Genomic DNA, 23550 nt, shown 5'->3' with positions numbered 1-23550 from the left:
AGGGGGTCGGTATGGGGTCGCGGGTTTTTGTGGAGGGGGTTCACTGACGCGGGTGTGGGAGTGCAGGGCCGCACCGCTGGGCGGGATGCCATACGCGGGCGCGCGGGTGTGGTGGGTGGGGGCCTACTGGCGGGGGAGCCGGTGGCTCGGCACAGCGGTCGGCTGACCTGCCGAGTCGCGGGGCGCGTGCCGCTGTCGTTCGGGCTGGTTCGGGGAGGAGGGCGGGGGGTTCTTCGGGTGGGCTGTGGATAACTCTGTGGGTGTCGGTGCGGGGGCCTATCGTGGAGGGCACGTGGAGGCAAGTGGTTCGAGGGACGACGGGTGGGATCGGCGTGATGGCGGAGGCGGTAGAGGTGGCGGGGCAGGTGGAGAGCGAGGCGTTGGCCACGCTGCGCAGGGTGTTCGGGTACGAGAGTTTCCGGGGCGAGCAGGAAGCGGTCGTCGAGCACGTCGTCGGCGGTGGGGACGCGGTCGTGCTCATGCCGACCGGCGGTGGCAAGTCGCTGTGCTACCAGATCCCCGCGCTGGTCAGACCGGGCACCGGGATCGTCGTCTCGCCGCTGATCGCGCTGATGCAGGACCAGGTCGACGCCCTGCGCGCGGTCGGCGTGCGCGCCGGGTTCATCAACTCCACCCAGGACTTCGACGAACGGCGCCTGGTGGAGGCCGAGTTCACCGCCGGTGAGCTGGACCTGCTCTACCTCGCGCCCGAGCGGCTGCGCCTGGACAGCACGCAGGACCTGCTCTCCCGGGGCAAGATCGCCGTCTTCGCGATCGACGAGGCCCACTGCGTCTCCCAGTGGGGCCACGACTTCCGGCCCGACTACCTCGCCCTGTCCGTGCTCGGCGAGCGCTGGCCCGACGTCCCGCGCATCGCCCTGACCGCGACGGCCACGAAGGCGACGCACCAGGAGATCGTCCAGCGCCTCGGCATGCCGGCCGCCCGGCACTTCGTCGCCAGTTTCGACCGGCCCAACATCCAGTACCGGATCGTCCCCAAGGCCGACCCCAAGAAGCAGCTCCTGGCCTTCCTGCGCGAGGAACACGCGGGCGACGCCGGCATCGTGTACTGCCTCTCGCGCAACTCCGTCGAGAAGACCGCCGAGTTCCTGACCGCCAACGGCATCACGGCCGTGCCGTACCACGCGGGCCTCGACGCGGGCGTCCGCGCGAAGAACCAGGCGAGGTTCCTGCGCGAGGAGGGCCTGGTCGTCGTCGCGACCATCGCCTTCGGCATGGGCATCGACAAGCCGGACGTCCGCTTCGTCGCCCACCTCGACCTGCCGAAGTCCGTCGAGGGGTACTACCAGGAGACCGGCCGCGCGGGGCGCGACGGACTGCCGTCGACGGCCTGGATGGCGTACGGCCTCAACGACGTCATCCAGCAGCGCAAGCTGATCCAGTCCGGCGAGGGCGACGAGGCGTTCCGGCGCCGCGCGCAGTCCCACCTCGACGCGATGCTCGCGCTCTGCGAGACCGCGCGCTGCCGGCGTGGCCAGCTCCTCGACTACTTCGGCCAGGACCCCGAGCCGACGGGCTGCGGCAACTGCGACACGTGCCTGACCCCGCCGGAGACGTGGGACGGCACGGTCGCCGCGCAGAAGGTGCTCTCCACCGTCGTCCGGCTCCAGCGCGAGCGCGGGCAGAAGTTCGGCGCCGTCCAGATCATCGACATCCTGCTCGGCAAGCGCACCGGCAAGGTCATCCAGTTCGACCACGACCAGCTCTCCGTGTTCGGCATCGGCCAGGACCTCGCCGAGGGCGAATGGCGGGGCGTCATCCGGCAGTTGCTCGCGCAGGGGCTCCTCGCGGTCGAGGGGGAGTACGGGACGCTGGTGCTGACGGAGGGCAGCGGGACCGTGCTGCGGCGCGAGCGCGAGGTGCCGTTGCGCAAGGAGCCGAAGCGGGCGGCTCCCGCGAAGGCGTCCGGCTCCGCCGGGAGGAGCGGCAAGGCCAAGGCCGCCGCCGTCGAACTGCCGGCCCACCTCCAGCCCGCGTTCGAGGCGCTGCGCGCGTGGCGTGCCGAGCAGGCACGGGAGCAGGGGGTTCCGGCGTACGTGATCTTCCACGACGCGACGCTGCGGGAGATCGTCTCCGTGTGGCCGTCGTCCGTGCGGGAGTTGGCGGGGATCACCGGGGTGGGCGAGAAGAAGCTGGTGACGTACGGGGAGGGTGTGGTGGCGGCGCTCGCGGAGTTGGGTGGGGCGCCGGGGGGTGCGGCTTCTGCCGGCGGGGGTGGAGGGGCGTCGGGGGCCGGTGCCGGTGCCGGTGCCGGGGCTTCGGGGCGGGGTGGTTCTGGGTCTGGGTCTGCCGGGGGTGCTGGTTCGGTGGGACGGGCCGGTTCGGTGGGGGACGACGATTTCTGGGGCGAGGTGGAGGAGGAGCCGGACTGGACGTGAGGGATGTGAGGGGTAGGGGCGGCGGGGACTGGTCGGGGTGGCGGCGGGGTCCCCGCGTGGGGCGCGGCTCGGGTTTGGGCTCGGATTCGGATGTGGATCCGGCTCGGGGTCGGGGTCGGGGTCGAGCTCGGCGAGGGGGGGCTGGCCCTGGGCGCCGGGCGGGGCTGGGGCCGGGTCTTGCGGGGGTGCCGCGTGCCGGTCGCTCCAGCGCCGCTCTCGGTGCCGCTGGGTGCGGGCGGTTCGGGGCAATGGGCGCACGCTGAGCGGGGGGGGGCGGTCTGGGGAGGGGCGGGCCGTTGGCGGTGGGCTTCGGGGGTGAGGCCGGGGTGTCGCCGGGGCGGGGAGTGTGGGTGGCGGCGTTCAGGGGCGCTTCCGCAGCTCGCCGGAGATCGCTGGCAGCTTCGTCGGCGTCTCGCCGGTAGTGCCGGTGCTCCGTCGGACGTGTGGGCTTCGCCGGCGGCCCGTCGGCTACGCCAGTGCCGACAGTCCCGGTGCGAACGTGATCAGGAGCGGTAGCAGGGGGATCAACGCCGCCACTGTCGTCGTCAGGGCGCGGTGTCTGCGCAGGAGGCGCGGGGGCGGCTGGAGGAGGCGGTCTACGCGCTCGCCGAGGAGGCGGTGGCTGGAGGCGCAGGACAGGACGCCCCGGTGCTGGTTCAGCTCGATCAGCGCGAGGGCCGTGGTGAGGTGGCCGCAGCGCCGGGAGGCCGTGTCGTCGGCGGCGAGTTCGACCAGGCGGTGGGTCTGGTCGCAGAAGTGGGCGAACAGGGGGACGCGCGGGAAGCCGGTCGCCAGGGCCGTCGAGAGGTGCAGCAGCCAGTCGTGGTGGGCGCGCGCGTGGCCGCGCTCGTGGGTGAGGACGGCGTCGAGCTGGTGGGCCGTCAGCCGGTTCAGCGCGCCGGTGGTGACGATGAGCTGCGGCGGGCTGCCGGGGAGCCACCAGGCGTCCGGGTACTCGTCCTCCAGGACCAGCAGCGGGCCGCGCGCCTCGGGGAGGCCGGCCGGCAGGTCCGGGGCGCGCTCCCGCAGCAGTGCGCGGTCACGGAACCGGCGGCGGCGCGCCTCGACCAGCTCGCGCCCGAGCATCGCCGTCGTCCAGGCGGCCCCGCACGCCAGCAGCAGCGTCAGGACGACCGCCCACACGGGCGCGGCCGACAGGTCGTACGCCTCCGTCACCTCCCGGGGCGCGGGCGCGAACAACTGCGTACGGACGGTGTGGAAGACGGCCGCCACGCCCAGCGTCAACGCCGTGACGCAGCACAGCAGCACCGTCGCCACCAGGCACTGCCACACCCACAGCCCCACCACCGGCTCCCGCTCCGGCCACCGCGCCCGCGTCAGCGCGCGCGGCACCGGCACAGCGGCCGTCAGCCCGACGGCACTCAGCAGAAGCAGACAGATGGTCATCCCACGATTTCCGGATTCCGCTCGGGCGACAGGACGAGTACGAGTACGACCGGCCGACGTTCCGACCTGCGATGCGCTGAACCTCCGGTGCGACGGGCCGTCCGGCCGGCGTCACACTCCTCGCCCGCAAGTATGGCGGCGCGGGCGGGGGCCGTCAGCCCTTTGGGGGCCTTGCCACTTGGGGTGGGCCGGAGGGTGGGGCGGTGAGGGTGCCGGAGCGCGGCGGGAGGGGACTCTGCGCGGGTGCTGGGGTGCGGAGTACGGGGCGGAGGGGTGTCGGCCCGCTGTTGCGGTAGGTGGCAGCAGGACGGCGTAGGGCCGTGTACAGATCGGCGCGGGCACCCGCGCGGGAGGCTGAAGCGCCGTCAGGGAGGCCGGTGCGTGCACCGCGTGGTGGGGTGCCGTGATGTGGTGCGCTCGGTGCCGCAGGCCCGCGCGTGGGACGTCGCGAAGGCCCGGCGCCGGTTTCTTGTGGCGCGCCCGCGCGGGAACTGGTCTCGCGCGGGACCTCGTCGACAGAGCGCACGGCTCGCCCGTATACCGCCGCTCCTCTGCGCGGACGCCCGCCGCCCTCGCGGACGCCCGCCGGCCCCGCTCCCCGACGCCCCCGACCCGCACCCCGCACCCGTACAGCCCACACACCCCCACTCGGTGCACCACGGTGCTTTCGGTGGGATACGGGAAGTTATCCACAGGTGGGGAGGCAATCTTGACGGAGCGGTGCGAACGGGGAGACTCTGGGCGGGTGCTGGAGGGCCTCGGGGAGGGGGCTCTCGGTCGGCGCGACTGGGGGGGGCGGATGGTCGAGGGGGAGGGCCGGGGGGCGGCGCGAAGTGGCGTACGGCTGGGCGGGCCCGGAGCACGGGACCGGCTCGCGGAGCTGGAAGCGACGATGCGCGGCAGACTCGGCAGGGAATGCGTGTACGTCCCGTCGTGCCGGTTCGGGCTGTACGTGGCGCTGCGCCACTGGTGCCCGCCCGGCGGACGGGTCCTGATGTCGCCGGTCAACGACGACGTGATCTTCTTCGTGCTGCTCGCGGCGGGCCTGAGGCCCGTCCAGGCCCCCCTGCGCCCGCTGGACGCGTCGATCGACGTGGACGCCGTCCCGGAGGCCACCTGGCGCACCCTGTCCGCCGTCCTGACGACGAACCTGTACGGCAACCCGGAGGACACCGCGCGCCTGCGCGCGAAGTGCGACGCGCTGGGCGTCCCGCTGTTCGAGGACGGCGCGCACGCGATCGGCAGCGAGGCCGGCGGCAGGCCGGTCGGCGCGTGGGGGGACGCGTCCGTGTTCAGCCTGTCCAAGCACGTCGGCGCGAAGGCGGGCGGCTTCCTGGCGTGCGCCGACCCGGGACTGCGCGACGCCCTGGAGAAGGCCCGCGAGGACCTGCTGCTTCCCGTGCGGCTCACGGCCGAACTGGCGTACACCGTACGGCCGTACGCGGAGGCCGCCGTCCGCGCGCTGGGCCTGCGCCGGGCCGCCTGGGCGACGTTGCGGCTGCTCGGGCGCATGGAGCGCGAGGGCATCCGGATGCCGCTGCGCCCGGCCGACCTCGCACGCGCCCCCCTCGGCCTCACCGCCCACGACCCCTGGGTCCGCGTCGACATGCACGACTACCGCCTGCGCGCCGGAACCCGCCGCCTCGCGCGCGTGGCCCGCAGGCTGGACCGCCTGGACGACGTCCTGACGGCCTGCCGCGCGGGCACCGAACTCCTGCTCGCGACGCCCTGGGCACGCGCCTGTGACGGCCCGCCGCAGCCCCTCTTCCGGGTCCCCCTGTTCGTCGGGGACCGGGACGCCGCCCGGGAGGCGCTGGCGCGCCGGGGGATCGTCGTCGGCTACCTGTACGACCCGCCGCTGGACGACTACGCGGGCGCCGAGTTCACCGACGTCTCCCCGGACCCGTCCGGCGCGCGCTGGTTCGCCCGGCACGCTCTGCCGGTCGACCCGCTACGCGCGCGTGCGGTGATCGACGTCCTCAAGGACGCGGGCGTACGACCGGCGGGCGACCCCCCTGGAGGCGGCCGGCCGTGACGGAGACGCAGGAGCGGACGACGGTCCCCGCGCGGGAGGAGCCGGACGGCGCGCCCGCGCGCGGGGGCCCCGACTCCCTCTTCAGGAACGCCTACTTCCTGATGCTCAGCACCGGCGTCTCCGCCGTCCTGGGGCTCGGCTTCTGGCTCGTCGCCGCCCGCTACTACTCCGAGGAGGCCGTCGGCCAGGGCTCCGCCGCCATCGCCGCGATGCGCCTGCTCGCCAGCATCACCGCGACGACGATGATCGGCGCCGTCGTCCGGTTCGTCCCGCGCGCGGGACGGGCGACGGGCTCGCTGGTGTGGCGCGCGTACGCGGCCAGCTCGGTCGTCGTGGCGATCGCCGCGTTCGTGTTCCTGCTCACCCTCGACCTGTGGGGCGCCTCGTACGCGCCCCTGGGGACGCCGGCGGCGGGCGCCGCGTTCGTCGTCGCGTGCGTGGCGTGGGCGCTGCTGACCCTCCAGGACGGCGTCCTGACGGGCCTGCGCAAGGCCCTGTGGGTGCCCGTCGGCAACGCGGTGTTCTCCCTCGGCAAGCTGATCCTGCTCGCCGTGTTCGCGGCCGTCCTGCCGGTGCTCGGCATCTTCGTCTCCTGGGCCGCCGCCATCGCCCTGTCGACGCTCCCGCTCGGCTGGCTGATCTTCCGCCGGCTGATCCCGCGCCAGGAGGCCGCCGACCGGCACGTGGAGCCGCCCCGGCTGCGCGAGATGGGCCGCTTCCTCGCGGGCGACTCGCTGGGCGCGCTGTTCAGCCTCGCGATGATCAACCTGCTGCCGGTGATGGTCGCGGTGCGCTTCAGCGCGGCGGAGAACGGCTACTTCTACGTCGCGTACACCGTCGGCGGCACGATGGAGTTCATGGCCATCAACATGGCCTCCTCCCTCACCGCCCACGCCTCCCACGACCCCCGCCACCTCGCCGACGGCGTCCGGGGCGCGCTGCGCCGGATGACGCTGCTCCTCGTGCCGGTGGTGCTCGTGCTGGTGGCGTTCGCGCCGCAGATCCTCACGCCGTTCGACGAGGACTACGCCGCGCACGGGACGACGGTGCTGCGGCTGCTCGCGCTGGGGGCCCTGCCCCGGGTCGTGGTCGAGCTGTACATCGGGGTACTACGGGTCCAGGGGCGCACGGGGTTGCTGGCCGCGCTCCAGGGGGCCATGTGCACGCTGGTGCTCGGCGGTGCCGCCGTCCTCTTCGGGACCGCCGGGATCGCGGGCGCGGGGTGGGCGGTGCTGCTCGGGATGACGCTGATCGCGGCCGTGTCGGTCGTCGGGCTGCGTGCGGCGCTGCGGCCGTCCGGCGGGTCCTCGGCCGCGTCCTTCGCCGCGCCCTCCGGCCGTCCCGGCGCCGGGTCCCTTGCCGAGAGCGGGCACCATCGCCTCGGTTCGACCGCCGGGTACGGCACGGCCGGCGGCTACGGCACGAACTGGGCCCGGCGCGCGGCCGCCGCCGACGAGGACACCGTGCCGCTGTTCATCGGGCGGCCGGGGTACGAGCGGGAGGCGTTGGAGGCGGACACGCTGGCGGTGATCGTGTGGCCGAGGGGGGCGAGGCCGGGGGCGTCCGAGGGGGTGGCTTCGGGGGCGCTCGGCGGGGGTGGCGCGCGCTCCGGGGTGGGGTCGGGGGTGTTCTCCGGGGTGCCTCAGGGGTCGTACTCCGAGTTGTCCTCGGGGGTGTCGTCGGAGTCGTCCTCGGGGCCGCCGTCCGGAGGGGTTTCCGGGGTGCGGGCGGTCGAACCGGCGTATGCGGCGCGGGGGTTGTGGTCCGGGGTGGGGCAGCGGTGGCTGCGGGGTGGGCTCTGGGCGGCGCTCGGGGGTGCTGTCGTCGCGTTCGCGGTGGGGGTGTGGGAGCTGCCGTGGCTGCGGTCCTCAAGTGCTACGGGGGCTACGGGGGCTACGGGTATGACGGGGGCTGGGGCGGGGGCTACGGGTATTACGGGTACGGGCCTGCCGTCCGGGTCCGTCACCGGGCGCGCCATGTTCGACGCGCTCCCGACGGTCGCCGTCGTCGCCGGGCTCGTACTCCTCGTGGTGTACGCCGGAGCGGTGACGCTCTGTCTGCGGCGCGACCCGTGGCTGCCGGGGACGGCGCTCGGCGCGGTGGCGCTCGCGCTGTACGCCGTACCGGTCTCGCTGGGGCGGGAACCGGACGCGGTGGGTGGGACGTTCTATACGGAAACGGCGCGTTTCCTCGCGGAGGCGATGGGGCTGGAGGGGCCCGAGCCGCTGCTCAGGTGGGCGCCGCCGGTCTGCCAACTGCTGTGTCTCGTCGCCCTGTGGCAGGTGCTCGCCCGGCTGGGGGAGCGGCTGCGACTGCCTTGGACGGCGCGCTGGGGGATCGTCTATCTCGCCGCCCTGGGGGGCTGGGCGTGGCGGGACGTCCTCGCGCCCCTCGCGCCGCCGTCGCTCGCCGCGCTCTTCGTCCTCGCCGTGCTCCTTTCGCTCCACCGCGCCCCACCGGCGGACTCCGCACCCGCCGGTCCGGCCCCGTCCACCACTTGACCAACGCCGAACGCCAGGGGGGAACCGTCGTGCGTCCGCCGACCGAGAGAACCGAACCGGACCCCGCCCGGGGCTCCCAGAGCGCCGAGACGTCCTCCCCGAGGAGCGAGTCGTCGTGCCCGCCGGAGGCGGGGGTGGACGGGCGCGGGAGCGGGGTGCCGAGGGGTGAACGGGGGGACAGGGCGCGGTGGTTGGGTGCGGTGCGGGGTGGTGCCGGGGCGGTGGGTGTGGGCGCGGGTGCGGGGGTGGACGGGGCTGGGGTGCCGGAGGGGGTCGTATCGGAGGGCGCCGGAGGGCCGGAGGGTGCTGGCGGGTTGCCCGGCGATGCGGCGCGCGCGTCTGTGGTGCGGTGGCCCGACGCGGCTGGGCAGGCGCGGGCGGGGGAGTGGCCCGGGTCCGGCGGGGAGGCGGAGGGAAGCGGCGGGGAGACGCAGCGGGACGTCTTCGGCGCGCGGATGCCCGGGAGCGTGGGGCGGTGGGCCGCGGGCGGATCCGACGTCGCCTTCGGGGCACGGGAGCCCGGCGGCCCCGGAACCTCCTTCGTCGCACCGTCCCTCTCCGTAGCTCCCTCGGGGGACGCGGCTCTCGCTCCGGGGGGCCCCGTAACTCCCCTGGGGGACCAGGGAACGCCCGCAGCCGGTCCCGTAACCCCCCTGAGGGCCACGTCCGCAGCGACCTCCGTAAGCACCCCGGGGGCCACAGCACCGTCCACGCCCCACCCCGTACGCCCCCTAGTACCCGAACCCCCCGCCACCCCCCACCCCGAAGACCCCCCGACCGACCTGGCCGACCTACCCCCCGCCCACCCCTGGTACCACTCCGCGCTGTGGCCCGCGCTGGGCCTGGCCGGGGCGCTGGCCCTGTGGGCGTACGCCGTGCGGCACACGGACGTCGGGAAGCTGGACGACTTCGGGCTGGTCACGGCGCTGCACCCGACGTTCTGGATCGCCCTGGTCGTCCTGACGGCCGGCTTCTGGTCCACGCTGGCCGGCCCCCGCCGCAGGCACCCCGCGTGGGCGCCCGCGTACGTCGTCGGCCTGCTGGTGGTGGAACGCGCGACGCAGGCGGTGCTGTACCCGACGCCCCTGTACGCGTGGGCGTGGAAGCACGACGCGGTGATCGACCACCTGCTGACCTCGGGCCGCCTCCAGAGCGCGGATGTCCTGGGCGACATGGCCGTCTACGACCAGTGGCCGGGCTTCTTCGCCGCGCAGGCGGCCCTCGTCCGCCTCCTGGGCGTCGACTCGGCGGCCCACTTCATGGCCTGGTGGCCCCTGGTCTCCAGCCTGATGCTGCTGCTCCCGCTGCTGCTGATCTACCGCACGTTCACGGAGGACCGGCGCCTGGTCTGGACGGCGGTATGGCTGTTCTGCGTAGGCAACTGGGTGGGCCAGGACTACTTCTCCCCCCAGTCCGTCGCCTTCGCCCTGCACCTGGGGGTCCTCGCCGTAGTACTCAGGAGGTACGCCGCCCCCCGTACCTCCGACCCCCGTGCCCCCGACGACCGTCCCCGCGCGGCTGTGTGGACCGTCGTCCTCACCCTGTTCGTCACCGCGATCGTCATCACCCACCAGCTCACCCCGGGCATGCTGGTGATCTCCCTCGCGGCCCTCTTCCTCGCGCGCCGCTACCGCGACAAGGTCCCGGTCGTCACCACGGTCGCCCTCTTCCTCGCCTGGTGCCTGACCGCCGCGCTGCCGTTCCTCTCGGCGACGATGCCCGACATGCTCCGCTCGGTCGGCGACATCGGCGGCAACGTCGAGACGGGCTACGGCGCCACCCCGACCGGCACGGGCGCGATCGTGACCTCCTGGGTCGCCCGCCTCCTGTCGGCGTCGGTCATCCTGCTCGCGGCGCTCGGCGTGTGGCGCCAACCGGTGCTGCGCCACCGCGCGTTCCCGCTGCTGCTCCTCGCTCTCGCCCCGCTGCCGATGTTCGCGGCGAGCAGCTACGGCAGCGAGATGATCTTCCGCGTCCTGATGTTCATGCTGCCCGGCGCCGCGTTCTTCGCCGCCGCGGCGCTCCTGCCGCAGGTCCGGACGCTCACCGCGAACGAACTCAACCCCCGTACGCGGGGGCGCCGTTACGTCTGGCTGCCGCTCGCCGCGCTGCTCGCCGGCACCCTCGCGTTCGTGCCCAGCTACTCCGGCAAGGACCGCATCAGCTACTTCCCGCCGGCCGAGGTCCGCCTCGTCCAGGAGGTCTTCGACCGCGCGCCGGACGGCTCCCTCGTCGTCGCCGCCGACCGCAACTATCCACTGGCGTACGCGGATTACTGGCGCGTCGACCACTACTGGTTCCTCGACGACGCCCGCGAGCACGTCGAGCGGATCCTCGCGAGCCCCGCCGCCACGCTCGCCTCCGACATGTCCGCCGTCGACCCTCCGGCCCGCGCCTATCTGGTCCTCTCCCAGGGCCAGTACGCCGACTCGGAGATGAACGGCCTGCTCACGAAAGCCCAGTTGGACCACATCCGCGCCGCCGTCGCCGCGTCGCCCCTGTTCGAACGGGTGGCGGCCAACGACGCGGGCGTGGCGTACGTGCTGAAGGAGACGGCCCGATGACCCCGCAGGAACTCGCCGTCCGGACGGCGGCGCCGTTCGCCGGCTGGCTCGCCGTCAGCTCCCTCGCGCTGCCCGGCGGGTCCCCGCTCAGAGGCGCCGCCGTCGTGCTGTTCCTGGCGGCGGGGCCGGGCGCGGCCCTGGTCAGAATCTGCGGGCCCGCGCTCGCGGCGCGGCCCGCCGAAGGGCCCGTCGAGCGCCGGGACCCGGCCTTCGAACGCCACTCCGACCTGCTGGAGCGGCTGATGCTGACCGTCTTCGTGAGCGTGGCCGCCGTCCTGATCACCGGGACGGTGTTCATTGCCACGCACGCCTTCAGCGCGCAGCGCGTCCTGCTCACCCTCACGCTGCTGACCACCGTCGCGGCGTTCTGCCCGCGCCTGCGCGCCTCCCCACCGAGGACTGCGAAAGGTACTGCCCTGTGAGGTGGCTCCACCGTTTGCGAGACGCCCGCCGACGCCCTGTGTACCGCCCGGGTATCACGGGGCAGCGCCCCTCTGATACCCGTACGACCGGAGAGGGAGCCGGAGCCGGAGCCGGAACCAGCGCCGGTGCCGGTCCGGTGTGGGCGAACGGAACCCGTACGACCCGTACACCCCCTACGACCCGTACCCCTCAAGGACGACACCGCGGACGACGCCGTGGCCGCCCCGGCTCCGGCCCGAACCGTCGCCCCCGGCACCTGCTGATCACCGCCGCCCTGACCGCCTGCGTCACCCTCGCCGCGGTACTACTCCTCCGGGACGACTCCACCGGCGACCAGGGGCAGGTCGGCTCCCGGCCCTCCGCACAGGGCGGCCGGTGCGCCCCCACCGCGCTCCTCGAACCGCCCTGCGGCGCGTGGTTCGGGGCGTTCGTGCCGCACAGCAAGGGCGACCTGCCCGAGAAGGTGAGGGCGTACGAGAAGCAGGTGGGGCGCCCGCTCGACATCGTCTACACCTACCACGACATGTCCCCGGTCCAAGGGGTGCGCAGGGAAGGGCAGTTGCTCACCGACGAGGAGCGCGAGGTCGGCGAGGACCGGCTGCTGCTGCTCTCCTGGGAGAGCAAGGTCTGGGGCGGCACGGCGGCCCAGCAGCCGACGTGGAAGCAGATCACGGCCGGCGACTTCGACGCGTCCGTCATCGACGTCCAGGCCAGGCGCCTCAAGTCGTACGGGAAGAAGGTCTTCCTCTCCTTCGACCTGGAGATGGACACCCGTACCCCGTCCAGCGGAACTCCCGAGGACTACGTACGGGCCTACCGGCACATCCACGACCGGTTCAGGGAACTCGGCGTCACCAACGTCGTGTGGACCTGGATCTCCACCGGGTACCTGGGCCACGCCGGCCTCATCAAGCGCATGTACCCGGGCGACGGTTACGTCGACTGGGTGGCCTACAACCAGTACAACTACTACCGGTGCCACAAGGCGGACTGGCTCTCCTTCGCCCAGACCCAGCAGGCCACCCACGACTGGATCCGCAAGAACATCTCCGACGACAAACCGCTGATGCTCTCCGAGTTCGGCACGGCGAACGACCCGAGCCGCCCCGCCCGCCAGGCCGACTGGTACGCCCAGGTCCCCTCGGTCCTCAAGAAGCTGACCGGCGTCAAGGCGGCCCTCCAGTGGAACTACCGCGACCCCGGCCCCCACTGCGACCTCGCCGTAGCCGGCTCCCGGGCGTGGGCGAGCCTGCGCAAGGCGGTCTCCGACCCGTACCTCAACCAGCCCCTGAAGTAGTACGGGGCCGCCCGTAGTACCGAGGGGCACGGGGCTGCCGCGGTACTGGCGGCGAAGCTCCCGTAGTACTGGGGGTACGAAGCTGCCGTAGTACCGGAGGGGTACGGGATCGCCCGTACCCCTCCGGACCTGCCTCCGGACCGGCCTCGCCCCTGGCTCTCACGGCCTACGGGACCTCGTCCTCACCCCGCGAACACCGGCCCCCGCGCCACCGCCCGCCCCTTCCGGTACCACCGCCACGCCACCGTCCGGGGCGCGTCCCGGTACGGCGCGATACGCGCCCCCCTACCGGAGAGCCAGTCGGTGACGTCCCCGGCGGTATGACTCCGACGCACGATCAACCGCGCGATGCGGTGCGCCTCGTCCCGCTCCGAACTGAGCGCGTGCCGTACGGCGGTCGCGGTCTCGTACCCGGCGGCGACGGCCATCCGGCGCACTCGGCGGTCGTTGTAACCGTGGGGGTACGCCAGATGGCGGACCGGATGGCCGAGGGTGTCCTCCAACACCGCGCGGGAATGGCGCAGTTCGTGCGCGAGGGTGCGGGGCGCGAGGGTGTCGAGCTGCGCGTGGGTGACGGTGTGGCTGCCGATCTCCATCCCGGCCCGCTCCAACTCCACGGCCCCGCCCAGCGTCATCATCGGCGCGGGCGGCAACAGGCTGCGCTCGCCGGGGGTGATGGCCCCGGTCGTGAGGTACGCGGTCGCGGTGAGCCCGCGCGAGAACACCGCCTGCGCGGTCGGCCCCGGCAGGTCCGCGAACCCGTCGTCGAACGTCAGCAGCACCGGCCTCGGCGGCAACTCCGCCCGCCCGGCCAGGAAGTCGGCGAGCGCGCTGATCGTGACCGGCGTCCGGCCGCTGTCGACGACCGCGTCCAGATGCTCGCCGAACAGCCCCGGCGACACCGTGAACTCGGCGATCCAGTCCGGGGGTTCGGCCATCACGGCGTGGTAGAGGAGCACGGGTATGACACCCTCGCCCCCGCTCACCGCCCCCCTCCCGACGACGCCCCGGCCCTGCCCGTCGCACGCCCTCTGACGCCCTCACTCCCGCTCACCGCGCCCCTCCTCTCGCCCGGCGCAGCGCCCACCGCGCCCGCAGATACCCGATCGGGCCGTAGAGCATCCCGCGCCGCTGGAGCCGCGAGAGCCGACGGGGCCAGGGATGATCCCGGTCACCGTGCGCACCGGGGACGACGGGAGTTGGACGCGCCCCTGAGAGCGCCCCTGAGCTGTCACCCTGACTTGTCCCGGAGCCGGAGCCGGAGCCGGTGTCTCGGCGAGGTCCAGCGCCGGCGCCCTGACGAGTTCCGGAGCCGACGTCCGCTCCCGGTTCACTACCCCAACGCGCCCCCGAGACACCACCCTGACGCGCCTCCGACTTCTCCTCGCCGCGAGCCCCGGAATCGTCCGCGACCCCAGAACCGTCCGTGCCTCCAGAACCGTTCGCGCCCCCCGAGCCCCCCAGCCCTCCCGAACCACCCCGGCCCCCCTCCGCCGCCCGGCTGGCTGTCAACGCCCGTGCGTACAGCACCCCCTTGGGCACCCTGGCGAGGAACGCGGGCAACAGCCCGGGGCTGTTGACGAGCACCGCCGTCAAGTACGCCCCGAGTCCCGCCCCGTACCCGTACGCCTGCGTCTCCAGGTCCCGCCACGTCTCCCGGTGGTGGTGCCAGACGAGGGCGGACGGCGTGTAGCGCAGCCGGTACCCGTGGGCGAGGACGCGGACGAACCCGTACAGGTCGTCGCCCCCGCGCGCGAGGGTCCCGGCGCCGGTCGCCGGGTCGAAGCCCCCTACGTCCCGTAGTACCGAGGTACGGAACGCCATGCCGGCCCCCGACCCGAACCGCCCGGCGGTGAAGGGGAACAGGGGCTCGTCGGAGGGCGGCGCGGCGGGGTCGTACGTCCTCGGCGCGAACCCCTTCGAGAAGCCGCCGTGGCTCTCAAGGAGGACCTGCGCCGGGGTGCGCAGCCGCGCGGGCAGGATCAGCCCCGTCGCGCACCCGAGACGCGGGTCGGAGGTGAACGGCGAGGTCAGCTCGGTGAGCCAGCGCGGATCGGCGACGACGTCGTCGTCCGTGAACGCGACGACCTCCCCGCGCGCGGCGGCCAGCCCCGTGTTGTGCGCGAGCGCGAGCCCCGGCATCGGCTCGCACAGGTACCTCACCCGCTCGGCGTACTTCTCCCGTATGAGGTCCTGGGTCGTCTCCGTCGCGGGCGCGTTGTCGACCACCACGATCTCGAACCCCGGATGGTCCTGCGCGAGCATCGAGTCGAGGGCGTGCACCAGCTTCCCGGCACGCTCGCGGGTGGCGATGACGACGGTGGCGTACGGGGGCGGGCCGGGCGAAGTCGCCTCCGGCGGTGGGCCGTTCACCTGCTCGGCCAGTGCGGTGAGCGTCGCCTTCGGGTCCGCCCCCTCCGGGACGTCCCCGACGACGGTGCCGACCGGCCGTCCGTCCCTGCGAACCAGGACGAACACCGGCCCCGAGGTCACGGGCGGGCTACCCGGACCGGGCCTCAGGGTCGCGCCCCCGCCGGTCAGGTCCAACTCGGCTACCTGCACCGGCCGGACGGCGAGGAACCGCCGTATCTCGGCCTCCACGCGGGTTGTACGGGTCGTACGGGACATGAACCCCCCTGATGCCATGAACCCCTCCGGCGCCACGCTCGCGACGCCGCCTGCGCCTGCCGGACTCCCGTGCCGGACTCCCGTGCCGGACGGCATTGGCGGATGCCCACGCGGGACACCCACGCCGAGCCCGCGCGCCGAGCCCACGTGTCGAGCCCTCGCGCCGGATGTCCCGGTCGGCTCCCGTGGCCAGCCGCCAGCCGCCAGCCGCCAGCCGCCAGCCGCCAGCCGCCAGCCCCCGGCCCCCGCTCCCGGGCTCCCCGGCAACCCCCTTCGCGCCCCCGACGTTCACGCCCCCGACGTCCCCCGCAGCCGCCCGGCGCTCCTCAGCGCGCGCGCGGCGGCGTTCGCGAGCCGGGGGCGCCCGCGCACGAAGTGGTGCGCCCGGCGCGCGGGCTCCCGGCTCAGCCAGTAGAGCGCCGCCCCCGCGCCCGCACGCGTCCACGCACCCTCGTACACGGGGATCTCGCCCGTCCGCAGCGCGTCCTTGTACTCGGCGGCCCCGCGCCCCAGGTCGAGCGTGCCGATCCCCTCGGCCGCCGCTGCCTCGGCCATCCGCAGGTGCAGCACGAGCCCCGGCGAGAACTTCGCGAACTCCGTGTCGTACGAGGGGAACCAGCAGGCCAGGACGGTCGACGAACGCAGCCCGAAGTGCGCGGCGACGGGCCGCTCACCGGCGTACAGGACGGAGAGCGTGCCGGCGCACTCCGGGGCGCGCGTGCGCGCGAGGAGCCCGACCAGGCGGGTGATCCACTCCTGGGCGAACCGGTCGCGGCGGCCGGTGCGGCGGTACTGCGCGGACTTCCACGCCATGAGCGTGCGCAGCGCCGCCGGGTCCCGCTCGTCGAACACGAACCTCAACTCGCCCGCCTGGCGGCCGAGTCGGCGCTCCTTGGCGAGCGTCGTGCGCAGGAACTTCGGCGACTGGCCGCGCAGCACGGCCTCGTAGGTGTCGTAGCCCTTCTCGACGTCGATGACGTACGCCGCGTACTCGGCGGCGGCGTGCGGGACGAACAGGCCCTGGTCCGCCTCCAGGTTGTCGAAGGCGAAGCTCGACAGGCCGCACGCGCGCGCCAACTCGGCGGCGTCCAGGCCGAGTCCGGGCGCCAGGACCGCGCCCTGGGCGTCCGACACGCCGTACGCGAGGGCCTGGCCCATGCCGAGCGGACCGCGCTCGTGGGGGAGGAACCCGACGGGTTCACGCCCCTCGTACACCACCGCGACCCGGGTACGCGCCCTCACGCGCCCCACCGCGTCGGCGAACTCCGGTTCCATGAACGGATTGCGAGGCGCCCGCGACGCGGCGCGCAGCGCCCGCCACCGCTCCCGGTCCCCCTCGCCCAACTCCTGCGCGCGCAGCACACGAATGCGCCCACTGTTCACCTGACCCCCCGATCAAGTCCCCCCTGGACATTTGGACGGTACCTCTCCAGACCGCCCCAGCGGTAGATAGCACCGCATGCTGTTGCCAACCGGTGCAGTCTTCGCGGAACTGTGGGGATTTCGACGGCGATTCGATGACGAACCCCAGGTTTCAGGCAGCGACCGACCGCCTACGCGCGGGCGCCACGATCCGCCCCTCGCTCCCACGCGCGGGCACCCGATCACCCCTCCACCGCGCGTGTGCGCCGACCCCACTTCCCCGCCGCCCCGCGCACCCCCTCCGTCCCTGCCGGGCGACCGGTTTCCGGCCTCCTCGCGCGCGGGCGCCGACGAGTCCCGCCCCGGACGGCCGACGAGGCCACGGGCGGGACATCAGCGCGTGCCGGGGCGAGCCGGTCCGTTGAGCCTCCCGGGGCCGGTGCGGTCCGTATTCTCTGATCATGGCCGCACCCACCACCCCCGCTTCCGGCACGCGCGCGTACGCCCTCGTCGCCACCGACCTGGACGGCACGCTGCTCCGCGCCGACGACACCTTCTCCGACCGCTCGCTGAACGCCCTCCAGCGGGTCGTGGAGGCCGGCGCGCGGCACCTGGTGGTGACCGGCCGCCCGGCCCCCCGGGTGCGGCCCCTGCTGGAGATCCTGCGGGGCAGAGGGCTCGCGGTGTGCGGCCAGGGCGCCCAGGTGTACGACGCCGGCGCCGACCGCCTCCTGTGGTCCGTCACGCTGGACCGTGAACTCGCCGAGACCGCGCTCGGCAAGATCGAGGCGGAGGTCGGCCAGGTGTACGCCGCCGTCGACCAGGACGGCGTCGACGGGCTGACGCTGATCGAGCCGGGCTACCTGATGCCGCACCCGACGCTCCCGGCGCTGCGCGTGGGACGCCGCGAGGACCTGTGGTGCGAGCCGATCAGCAAGGTGCTGCTGCGTCACCCCGCGCTCTCGGACGACGAGTTGGCGGCCACCGCGCGCGCGGCGGTCGGTTCGCTCGCCACCGTCACGATGTCGGGGCCCGGCACGGTCGAGCTCCAGCCCAGCGGCGTCACCAAGGCCACCGGCCTCGCCCTCGCCGCCGAACGCCTCGGGATCGACCCGCAGGACACGGTCGCCTTCGGTGACATGCCGAACGACATCCCGATGTTCGAGTGGTCCGCCCACGGCGTCGCGATGGCCAACGCCCACCCCGAGCTGAAGGCCGTGGCGGACGAGGTCACGTCGTCGAACGAGGACGACGGAGTGGCGATCGTCCTTGAACGGATGTTTCCGTGACGCACGCCCCTGGGGAGCGCGCTTTCGAAACGTGCTCCCTAGAGACACGTGTCCGGTAGGAGCCCCGATCCGAAACCGGGGCTCCTGGAGGGAGGTTCGCTCAGTACGCGCCGTACACGTTGTCGATCGACCCGTACACCGCCGCCGCGTAGTTGCACGCGGCGGTGATGTTCGCGACCGGGTCGTACGGGTCGTACGCCGTCCCGGCGACGTGGTACGCCTGGAAGGTCGGGTCGATCACCTGGAGCAGGCCCTTGGAGGGCGTGCCTGCGGCGGCGTTGGAGTCCCAGTTGTTGATGGCGTAGGGGTTGCCGGACGACTCGCGGATGATGTTGCGGTAGATGCCGTCGTAGCTGCCCGGGATGCCCTTCTGGGCCATGATCGCGAGGGATTCGCGGATCCAGCCGTCCAGGTTGTCCGGGTACCCGGCGACCGTGGACGACGAGGGGCTTCCGGTGGCCGCGGAGGCGCTGGTCGCGCCGACGACAGGGAGGGCCAGCAGGGCCGTGCCGGTGGCGGCGACGGCGAGGGCCCGGACGAGACGCTTCTTGCGGATTGCAGGCATGGCGATGTTCCTCTCCGGCGCCTGCGAGGTGAGCTGTCGGGTTCGGGCGGGGAGGTGCCCGGCCGGACCGCCGGGGACGGCGGTACGGCTTCACCCCTAGCCGTCCGGAGACGTGTCCGGACGGCGTACTACCTGGGTCCCCCGCTCCTGCCGTGCGCGAGTGGGTCGTCGATGGGGAGATGACGGGCGGCGGCAGGATTGGGCGTCCGCCCGACCCGGCGGAACGTATGCGAGAGCACATGTCCGGAACAAGTGTCGGATTCACATCTCGTCCCCATTGACCTTGCTCTGAGCGCTATGGGCCGCTTGATCCTTTGCGATCGTCAAGTGTCAACTGGTCAACGTGGACACGGGGAAACGGGGTACTCGACGGAGTCGGGCGAGAGAGGCGCCCGTGACTCAACTCACGAAATGGCAATAGCGACAAATGGGCACAAGTTATTCATGTCGGAAAATGCCATGCAGTATCGGCTGATCAGCTACATACCAGGCGTGATCCGATAGCGCCCGTGCTGTAACCGTGGGGGCTATCGGTGATCGAAACGTGACCGGATACGCTGACTTGAGTGATGTCAGCGACCTATCGACAAACCGTGTAATCGCCAACAGTCGCCCGTGGGCAACAGCAGACAGGAGATCCCTCGTGACCGTCGTCGGGCCGTTCGGGCTGAGCGTGCGGGACCAGGCACTGGAAGCCGATGTCCAGGCCGGATTGACGGCCGTCGAGGAGGGCCTGCTCGAAGCCACCAAGAGCGAGGTCCCCTTCATCACGGAGGCCGCGCAGCACCTCGTGCGCGCGGGGGGCAAACGTTTCCGGCCACTTCTGGTGATGCTCGCCGCACAGTTCGGCGACCCCTACGCGCCCGGTGTCGTGCCGTCGGCCGTCGGCGTCGAGCTGACCCACCTCGCCACGCTGTACCACGACGACGTCATGGACGAGGCGGAGGTGCGGCGCGGCGTGGAGAGCGCCAACGTCCGCTGGGGCAACTCCGTCGCCGTCCTCACGGGCGACTTCCTCTTCGCGCGCGCGTCCCAGATCCTCGCCGACCTCGGCCCCGAGGTCGTCCGCATCCAGGCCGAGGCGTTCGAACGGCTCGTCACCGGGCAGATCCTGGAGACCGCGGGGCCGACCGACGGCCGCGACCCGGTCGACCACTACCTCGACGTCCTGGGCGGCAAGACCGGCTCCCTCGTCGCCGTCTCCTGCCGCTTCGGCGCGATGACCTCGGGCGCCGACGAGACGGTGGTCGACGTCCTCACGCAGTACGGCGAGCGCCTGGGCGTCGCCTTCCAGCTCGCCGACGACGTCCTGGACATCGCCTCCGACTCCCACGAGTCCGGCAAGACCCCCGGCACGGACCTGCGCGAGGGCATCTCGACCCTCCCCGTCCTGCGCCTGCGCGAGCGCGCCGCCCGCCTCGGCCTCGCCGAGGACATCGCCCTGTGCGAACTCCTCGACTCCGACCTCACCGACGACGCCCGCCACGCCGAGGCCCTGGCCGCCCTGCGCGCCCACCCCGCCCTCGAACAGGCCCGCCGCGACACGGTCCGCTACGCCGAGGAGGCCCGCTCCGCCCTGGCGCCCCTCCCCGACTGCGACGCGAAGCTGGCACTGGTGGAGATGTGCGACGCGGTGGTGCACCGGGCGGGGTAGCCGCGATCTCCCCCTCCTCGGCCTCAGGTATGACGCCGCCACCCCTGAGAGGACTACGGGACGGCGGCGTGGAGTGTCATACCGCAGGAGTACACGGAGTTGACTCTGCGGGGTGACGCCGCTGACGGGTCCGGTTTGGTCTGATGGATGCACGGACCCAGAACCAGGACTCACCGATCCGGGTGAGAATGGCGGTCAGGGGTGGGGCGAGGACGCTGCCCACCGGCCGCCGCCGACGACGGAGGTAAGGCACACATGGCACCGAACGCATCCGACGACAACCAGGCTTTGATCACCGAGGCCGACGCGGACGAGGCGAGGGCCCGCCGCCGCAGGACGGCCGCGCGGTACGTCGTTCCGGCAGCGGTCGTGGGCGTGGCCGCCGCCACCATAGGTCTGGTTCCCGCCATCGCCGACTCCGGCGACCCGGACCTCCCGGAGATCACCGCCCAGCAGCTCCTGGACAAGGTCGCCGCCTCGGACGTCGAACAGCTCTCCGGCACGGTGAAGATCACCACCGACCTCGGCCTGCCCGACCTCGGCGGCCTGGCCGACGGCTTCCTCTCCGACGCGGCCGGCGGCTCGGACGCCTCCGCCGCCGACCCCACGGCCAAGATGACGGAACTCGTCTCGGGCACGCACACGGTCCGCGTCGCGACCGACGGCCCCGAGAAGCAGAAGATCTCCCTGCTGGAGAACGCGGCGGAGTACAGCCTCATCCACAACGGCAAGGACGTCTGGGGCTACGACAGCGGGTCGAACGAGGTCTACCACTCGACGCTCTCCGAGCGGGCCCGCAAGGAGTCGCAGGCCCCGGCGACCCCGAAGGACCTCACCGAAGAGGCCCTGAAGGCGGTCGACCCGACGACGTCGGTGACGGTGGACGGCACGGTCCACGTCGCGGGCCGCGACGCGTACAAGCTCCTGGTCAAGCCCAAGCAGTCCGGTACGACGGTCGGCGCGATCAGCATCGCCGTCGACGCGAAGACCGGCCTCCCGCTGAAGTTCACGCTCACCCCGAGGAGCGGCGGCGCGGCCGTGGTCGACGCCGGCTTCACCCAGGTCACGTTCGCCAAGCCGGCCGCGTCCACCTTCGACTTCACCCCGCCCAAGGGCGCGAAGGTCACCCAGGGCGAGACCGTCCGGGGCGAGGAGGCGCCCGGCCACGAGGCTCCCGGCGCGGACGAGATCGGCAAGGACCTCACCGGCCTCAATGTCCTCGGCAAGGGCTGGACGTCCATCGCCACGTACGACACGGGCACCGAGGGCATGCCCGCCACGGGCGCCCCCGAGGCGGGCGCTTTCGGCGGCTTCCTCGACTCCTTCGGCGACAAGGTCTCCGGCGACTTCGGCAAGGGCACCGTCTTCTCCACCCGCCTCGTCAACGCCCTGGTCACCGACGACGGCAAGGTCTACGTGGGCGCGGTCACCAAGGATGCCCTGGTGAAGGCGGCCGAGGCGAAGTAAGTACGGTTGTACGAACGCCCACCGCGTCGTCACGGATCGGGGGACCCCATGCCACACCCGCCCGCCAGGGACCCGGCCCCGCCGCCCGCCGGGTCCTCGGAGCCCTCGAACCCGGCGCCGGTCCACCGCTCCGACGCCCCCGTGATCCAGACCCACGGCCTCACCAAGCGCTACCGAGGCGGGCAGCTCGCCGTCGACTCCCTGGACCTGACCGTCCCCGGCGGCAGCGTCTTCGGGTTCCTCGGGCCCAACGGCTCGGGCAAGACGACGACGATCAGGATGCTGATGGGCCTGATCGAGCCGACGTCGGGGACGGCACGGGTGCTGGGCAGGCCGATGCCGGGGGCGGTGCGGAAGGTGCTGCCCGAGGTGGGCGCCCTGATCGAGGGGCCCGCGCTGTACGGGTTCCTGTCGGGGCGGGACAACCTCGTGCGCTACGACGCGGCGGACCCGGCGGCGGACCCGCGCACCCGGCGCCGGAGAGTGGAAGCGGCGCTGGAGCGGGTCGGGCTGTCGGCGGCGGCCGGCAAGAAGGCGAAGGCGTACTCGCTGGGCATGAAGCAGCGCCTGGGCCTCGCGGCGGCCCTGCTGCAGCCCAGGCGCCTGCTGGTGCTGGACGAGCCGACCAACGGCCTGGACCCCCAGGGCATGCGGGAGATCCGTGCGCTGATCAGGGAGCTGGCGGCGGACGGGACGACGGTGTTCCTCTCCTCCCACCTCCTGGACGAGATCGAGCAGGTGTGCACGCACGCGGCGGTGATGGCGCGCGGCCGGCTGATCGCGCAGGGCGGCGTGGGCGAGCTGGCGGCGCGGGCGCGCGGGCGCCTGGTGGTGGAGACCCCGGACCCGGCGGAGGCGGCGCGGGTGCTGAAGGAGCAGGGGACGGCCGACGTGACGGTGGAGGAGGAGCGCGTCACCGCCGAGCCGCCGGAGCGCGACCTCGCGGAGGTGAACGCGGCCCTGGTGACGGCGGGCGTCAGGGTCCGGGGATTCACCGTGCGCGGCGCCTCGCTGGAGGACGCGTTCGTGGAGCTGACCGGAGAGGGATTCGATGTCGCGGGCTGAGACGGCGGCGCCGACCGCACCGGCGCGGGCCCCGAGCCCGCTGTGGACGCTGGGCCTGCTGCGCAGCGAGCTGCTGATCACGCTGCGCCGCTGGCGCACTCTGGCTCTGCTCGGCGTGCTCGCGGCGGTCCCGGTGCTGGTCGGCATCGCGGTGAAGATCGAGACGGGCGACGGCTCGCCGGCCGGCGGCGGTCCCGGCGGGGGCGGTGGCGGAGAGGGCCCGGCGTTCATCTCGCAGGTCACCAACAACGGCCTGTTCCTGGTGTTCACCGCGCTCGCGGCGACCCTGCCGTTCTTCCTGCCCATGGCGGTCGGCGTGATCGCCGGTGACGCCGTCGCGGGCGAGGCGAACTCCGGAACGCTGCGCTACCTCCTGGTCGCCCCGGCCGGCCGCACCAGGCTGCTGCTGACCAAGTACGTCACGACGATGACGTTCTGCCTGATCGCGACCCTGGTGGTGGCGCTGTCGGCGCTCGCGGTGGGCGCGCTGCTGTTCCCGCTGGGCGACCTGACGACGATCTCCGGCACCCGCATCACCTTCGCCGAGGGGCTGTGGCGGGCGCTGCTGATCGCCCTGGTGGTGGCCGCGTCACTGACAGGGGTGGCGGCCCTCGGCCTGTTCGTGTCGACGCTGACCAACAGCGGCATCGCCGCGATGGCCACGACCGTCGGCCTGCTGATCACCGTCCAGATCGTCGACCAGATACCCCAGCTGCACGCGGTGCAGCCCTACCTCTTCCCCCACTACTGGCTGTCCTTCGCGGACCTCATGCGCGAGCCGGTCTACTGGGACGACATCCAGAAGAACCTGGGCCTGCAGGCCCTGTACGCGGCGGTGTTCGGCTCGGCGGCCTGGGCCCGCTTCTCCGCGAAGGACATCACCGCCTGAGCCAC

At 73.2% G+C, this 23550-nt stretch carries 16 protein-coding genes and 1 riboswitch; of the genes, 11 read left to right on the top strand and 5 right to left on the bottom strand.

The window, feature by feature from the left end; genetic code table 11:
- Positions 1-335 precede the first annotated feature (335 nt).
- Positions 336-2399 (top strand): DNA helicase RecQ, encoded by a 2064-nt coding sequence (gene recQ, locus IAG44_RS16545; protein WP_187747866.1) that lies wholly within the window; start codon positions 336-338, stop codon positions 2397-2399.
- 468 nt (positions 2400-2867) lie between these two features.
- Here recQ and IAG44_RS16540 read toward each other — a convergent pair whose 3' ends face one another.
- Positions 2868-3806: a M56 family metallopeptidase gene (locus tag IAG44_RS16540; RefSeq protein ID WP_187747865.1), complete on the bottom strand. Its 939-nt coding sequence runs from the start codon at positions 3804-3806 to the stop codon at positions 2868-2870.
- An 892-nt stretch (positions 3807-4698) separates the two neighbouring features.
- Here IAG44_RS16540 and IAG44_RS16535 point away from each other — a divergent pair.
- From IAG44_RS16535 to IAG44_RS16515, 5 genes are all read left to right on the top strand, one after another.
- Positions 4699-5841, top strand: a complete 1143-nt coding sequence (locus tag IAG44_RS16535; RefSeq protein ID WP_187747864.1) for a DegT/DnrJ/EryC1/StrS family aminotransferase — start codon at positions 4699-4701, stop codon at positions 5839-5841.
- Positions 5838-8342 (top strand): lipopolysaccharide biosynthesis protein, encoded by a 2505-nt coding sequence (locus IAG44_RS16530; protein ID WP_187747863.1) that lies wholly within the window; start codon positions 5838-5840, stop codon positions 8340-8342. Before IAG44_RS16535 ends, IAG44_RS16530 begins: the two co-directional genes overlap by 4 nt.
- 314 nt (positions 8343-8656) lie before the next feature.
- Positions 8657-10906, top strand: coding sequence for a glycosyltransferase (locus IAG44_RS16525; protein ID WP_246561787.1), 2250 nt, complete (start codon positions 8657-8659; stop codon positions 10904-10906).
- The gene (locus IAG44_RS16520; RefSeq protein ID WP_187747862.1) at positions 10903-11328 is read left to right on the top strand and encodes a hypothetical protein; all 426 of its coding nucleotides are present in this window, start codon (positions 10903-10905) and stop codon (positions 11326-11328) included. Before IAG44_RS16525 ends, IAG44_RS16520 begins: the two co-directional genes overlap by 4 nt.
- Before the next feature lie 137 nt (positions 11329-11465).
- Positions 11466-12626: a glycoside hydrolase family 26 protein gene (locus IAG44_RS16515; RefSeq protein ID WP_187747861.1), complete on the top strand. Its 1161-nt coding sequence runs from the start codon at positions 11466-11468 to the stop codon at positions 12624-12626.
- A gap of 182 nt (positions 12627-12808) precedes the next feature.
- Here IAG44_RS16515 and IAG44_RS16510 read toward each other — a convergent pair whose 3' ends face one another.
- The 3 genes from IAG44_RS16510 to IAG44_RS16495 all read right to left on the bottom strand — a co-directional run bounded on the left by IAG44_RS16510 (position 12809) and on the right by IAG44_RS16495 (position 16637).
- Positions 12809-13585, bottom strand: coding sequence for a polysaccharide deacetylase family protein (locus IAG44_RS16510; protein ID WP_187747860.1), 777 nt, complete (start codon positions 13583-13585; stop codon positions 12809-12811).
- A 91-nt stretch (positions 13586-13676) separates the two neighbouring features.
- Positions 13677-15254 carry a glycosyltransferase family 2 protein gene (locus IAG44_RS16500; RefSeq protein ID WP_246561785.1) on the bottom strand — a complete coding sequence of 526 codons (1578 nt, stop codon included), beginning with the start codon at positions 15252-15254 and terminating at the stop codon, positions 13677-13679.
- A gap of 288 nt (positions 15255-15542) precedes the next feature.
- Complete coding sequence (locus IAG44_RS16495; RefSeq protein WP_187747859.1) at positions 15543-16637, bottom strand: GNAT family N-acetyltransferase; 1095 nt, start codon at positions 16635-16637, stop codon at positions 15543-15545.
- Positions 16638-17077: 440 nt separating this feature from the next.
- Here IAG44_RS16495 and IAG44_RS16490 point away from each other — a divergent pair, with 440 nt between their 5' ends.
- Positions 17078-17905 (top strand): HAD family hydrolase, encoded by an 828-nt coding sequence (locus tag IAG44_RS16490; RefSeq protein WP_187747858.1) that lies wholly within the window; start codon positions 17078-17080, stop codon positions 17903-17905.
- Between the two features lie 100 nt (positions 17906-18005).
- Here the strand turns inward: IAG44_RS16490 and IAG44_RS16485 are convergent, their stop codons facing one another.
- A complete protein-coding gene (locus IAG44_RS16485) occupies positions 18006-18470 on the bottom strand; it encodes a transglycosylase SLT domain-containing protein (RefSeq protein ID WP_187747857.1) in 465 nt (154 codons plus the stop codon).
- A 3-nt stretch (positions 18471-18473) separates the two neighbouring features.
- A riboswitch (cyclic di-AMP (ydaO/yuaA leader) is annotated at positions 18474-18651 on the bottom strand.
- Positions 18652-19113: 462 nt separating this feature from the next.
- Between IAG44_RS16485 and IAG44_RS16480 the strand changes: the two genes are divergently transcribed.
- The 4 genes from IAG44_RS16480 (at position 19114) to IAG44_RS16465 (ending at position 23545) form a co-directional block, all read left to right on the top strand.
- Positions 19114-20124 (top strand): polyprenyl synthetase family protein, encoded by a 1011-nt coding sequence (locus tag IAG44_RS16480; protein ID WP_187747856.1) that lies wholly within the window; start codon positions 19114-19116, stop codon positions 20122-20124.
- A 255-nt stretch (positions 20125-20379) separates the two neighbouring features.
- Positions 20380-21591 (top strand): LolA family protein, encoded by a 1212-nt coding sequence (locus IAG44_RS16475; protein WP_187747855.1) that lies wholly within the window; start codon positions 20380-20382, stop codon positions 21589-21591.
- A gap of 48 nt (positions 21592-21639) precedes the next feature.
- Positions 21640-22656 (top strand): ABC transporter ATP-binding protein, encoded by a 1017-nt coding sequence (locus tag IAG44_RS16470; RefSeq protein WP_187747854.1) that lies wholly within the window; start codon positions 21640-21642, stop codon positions 22654-22656.
- Positions 22643-23545, top strand: a complete 903-nt coding sequence (locus tag IAG44_RS16465; RefSeq protein ID WP_187747853.1) for an ABC transporter permease — start codon at positions 22643-22645, stop codon at positions 23543-23545. Before IAG44_RS16470 ends, IAG44_RS16465 begins: the two co-directional genes overlap by 14 nt.
- The last annotated feature ends 5 nt before the right edge of the window (positions 23546-23550 follow it).

The sequence above is a fragment of the Streptomyces roseirectus genome (assembly GCF_014489635.1).
In the GTDB taxonomy this organism is placed as follows: domain Bacteria; phylum Actinomycetota; class Actinomycetes; order Streptomycetales; family Streptomycetaceae; genus Streptomyces; species Streptomyces roseirectus.
Note: the sequence above shows the minus strand (reverse complement) of the source record. Positions and strands in the feature narration are given on the sequence as shown.

Bases quoted from the DNA above. Each gene is read 5' to 3' on its own strand.
- recQ (WP_187747866.1), top strand. From the start codon at position 336: ATGGCGGAGGCGGTAGAGGTGGCGGGGCAGGTGGAGAGCGAGGCGTTG.
- IAG44_RS16540 (WP_187747865.1), bottom strand. From the start codon at position 3,806: ATGACCATCTGTCTGCTTCTGCTGAGTGCCGTCGGGCTGACGGCCGCT.
- IAG44_RS16535 (WP_187747864.1), top strand. From the start codon at position 4,699: ATGCGCGGCAGACTCGGCAGGGAATGCGTGTACGTCCCGTCGTGCCGG.
- IAG44_RS16520 (WP_187747862.1), top strand. From the start codon at position 10,903: ATGACCCCGCAGGAACTCGCCGTCCGGACGGCGGCGCCGTTCGCCGGC.
- IAG44_RS16500 (WP_246561785.1), bottom strand. From the start codon at position 15,254: ATGTCCCGTACGACCCGTACAACCCGCGTGGAGGCCGAGATACGGCGG.
- IAG44_RS16490 (WP_187747858.1), top strand. From the start codon at position 17,078: ATGGCCGCACCCACCACCCCCGCTTCCGGCACGCGCGCGTACGCCCTC.
- IAG44_RS16485 (WP_187747857.1), bottom strand. From the start codon at position 18,470: ATGCCTGCAATCCGCAAGAAGCGTCTCGTCCGGGCCCTCGCCGTCGCC.
- IAG44_RS16475 (WP_187747855.1), top strand. From the start codon at position 20,380: ATGGCACCGAACGCATCCGACGACAACCAGGCTTTGATCACCGAGGCC.
- IAG44_RS16470 (WP_187747854.1), top strand. From the start codon at position 21,640: ATGCCACACCCGCCCGCCAGGGACCCGGCCCCGCCGCCCGCCGGGTCC.
- IAG44_RS16465 (WP_187747853.1), top strand. From the start codon at position 22,643: ATGTCGCGGGCTGAGACGGCGGCGCCGACCGCACCGGCGCGGGCCCCG.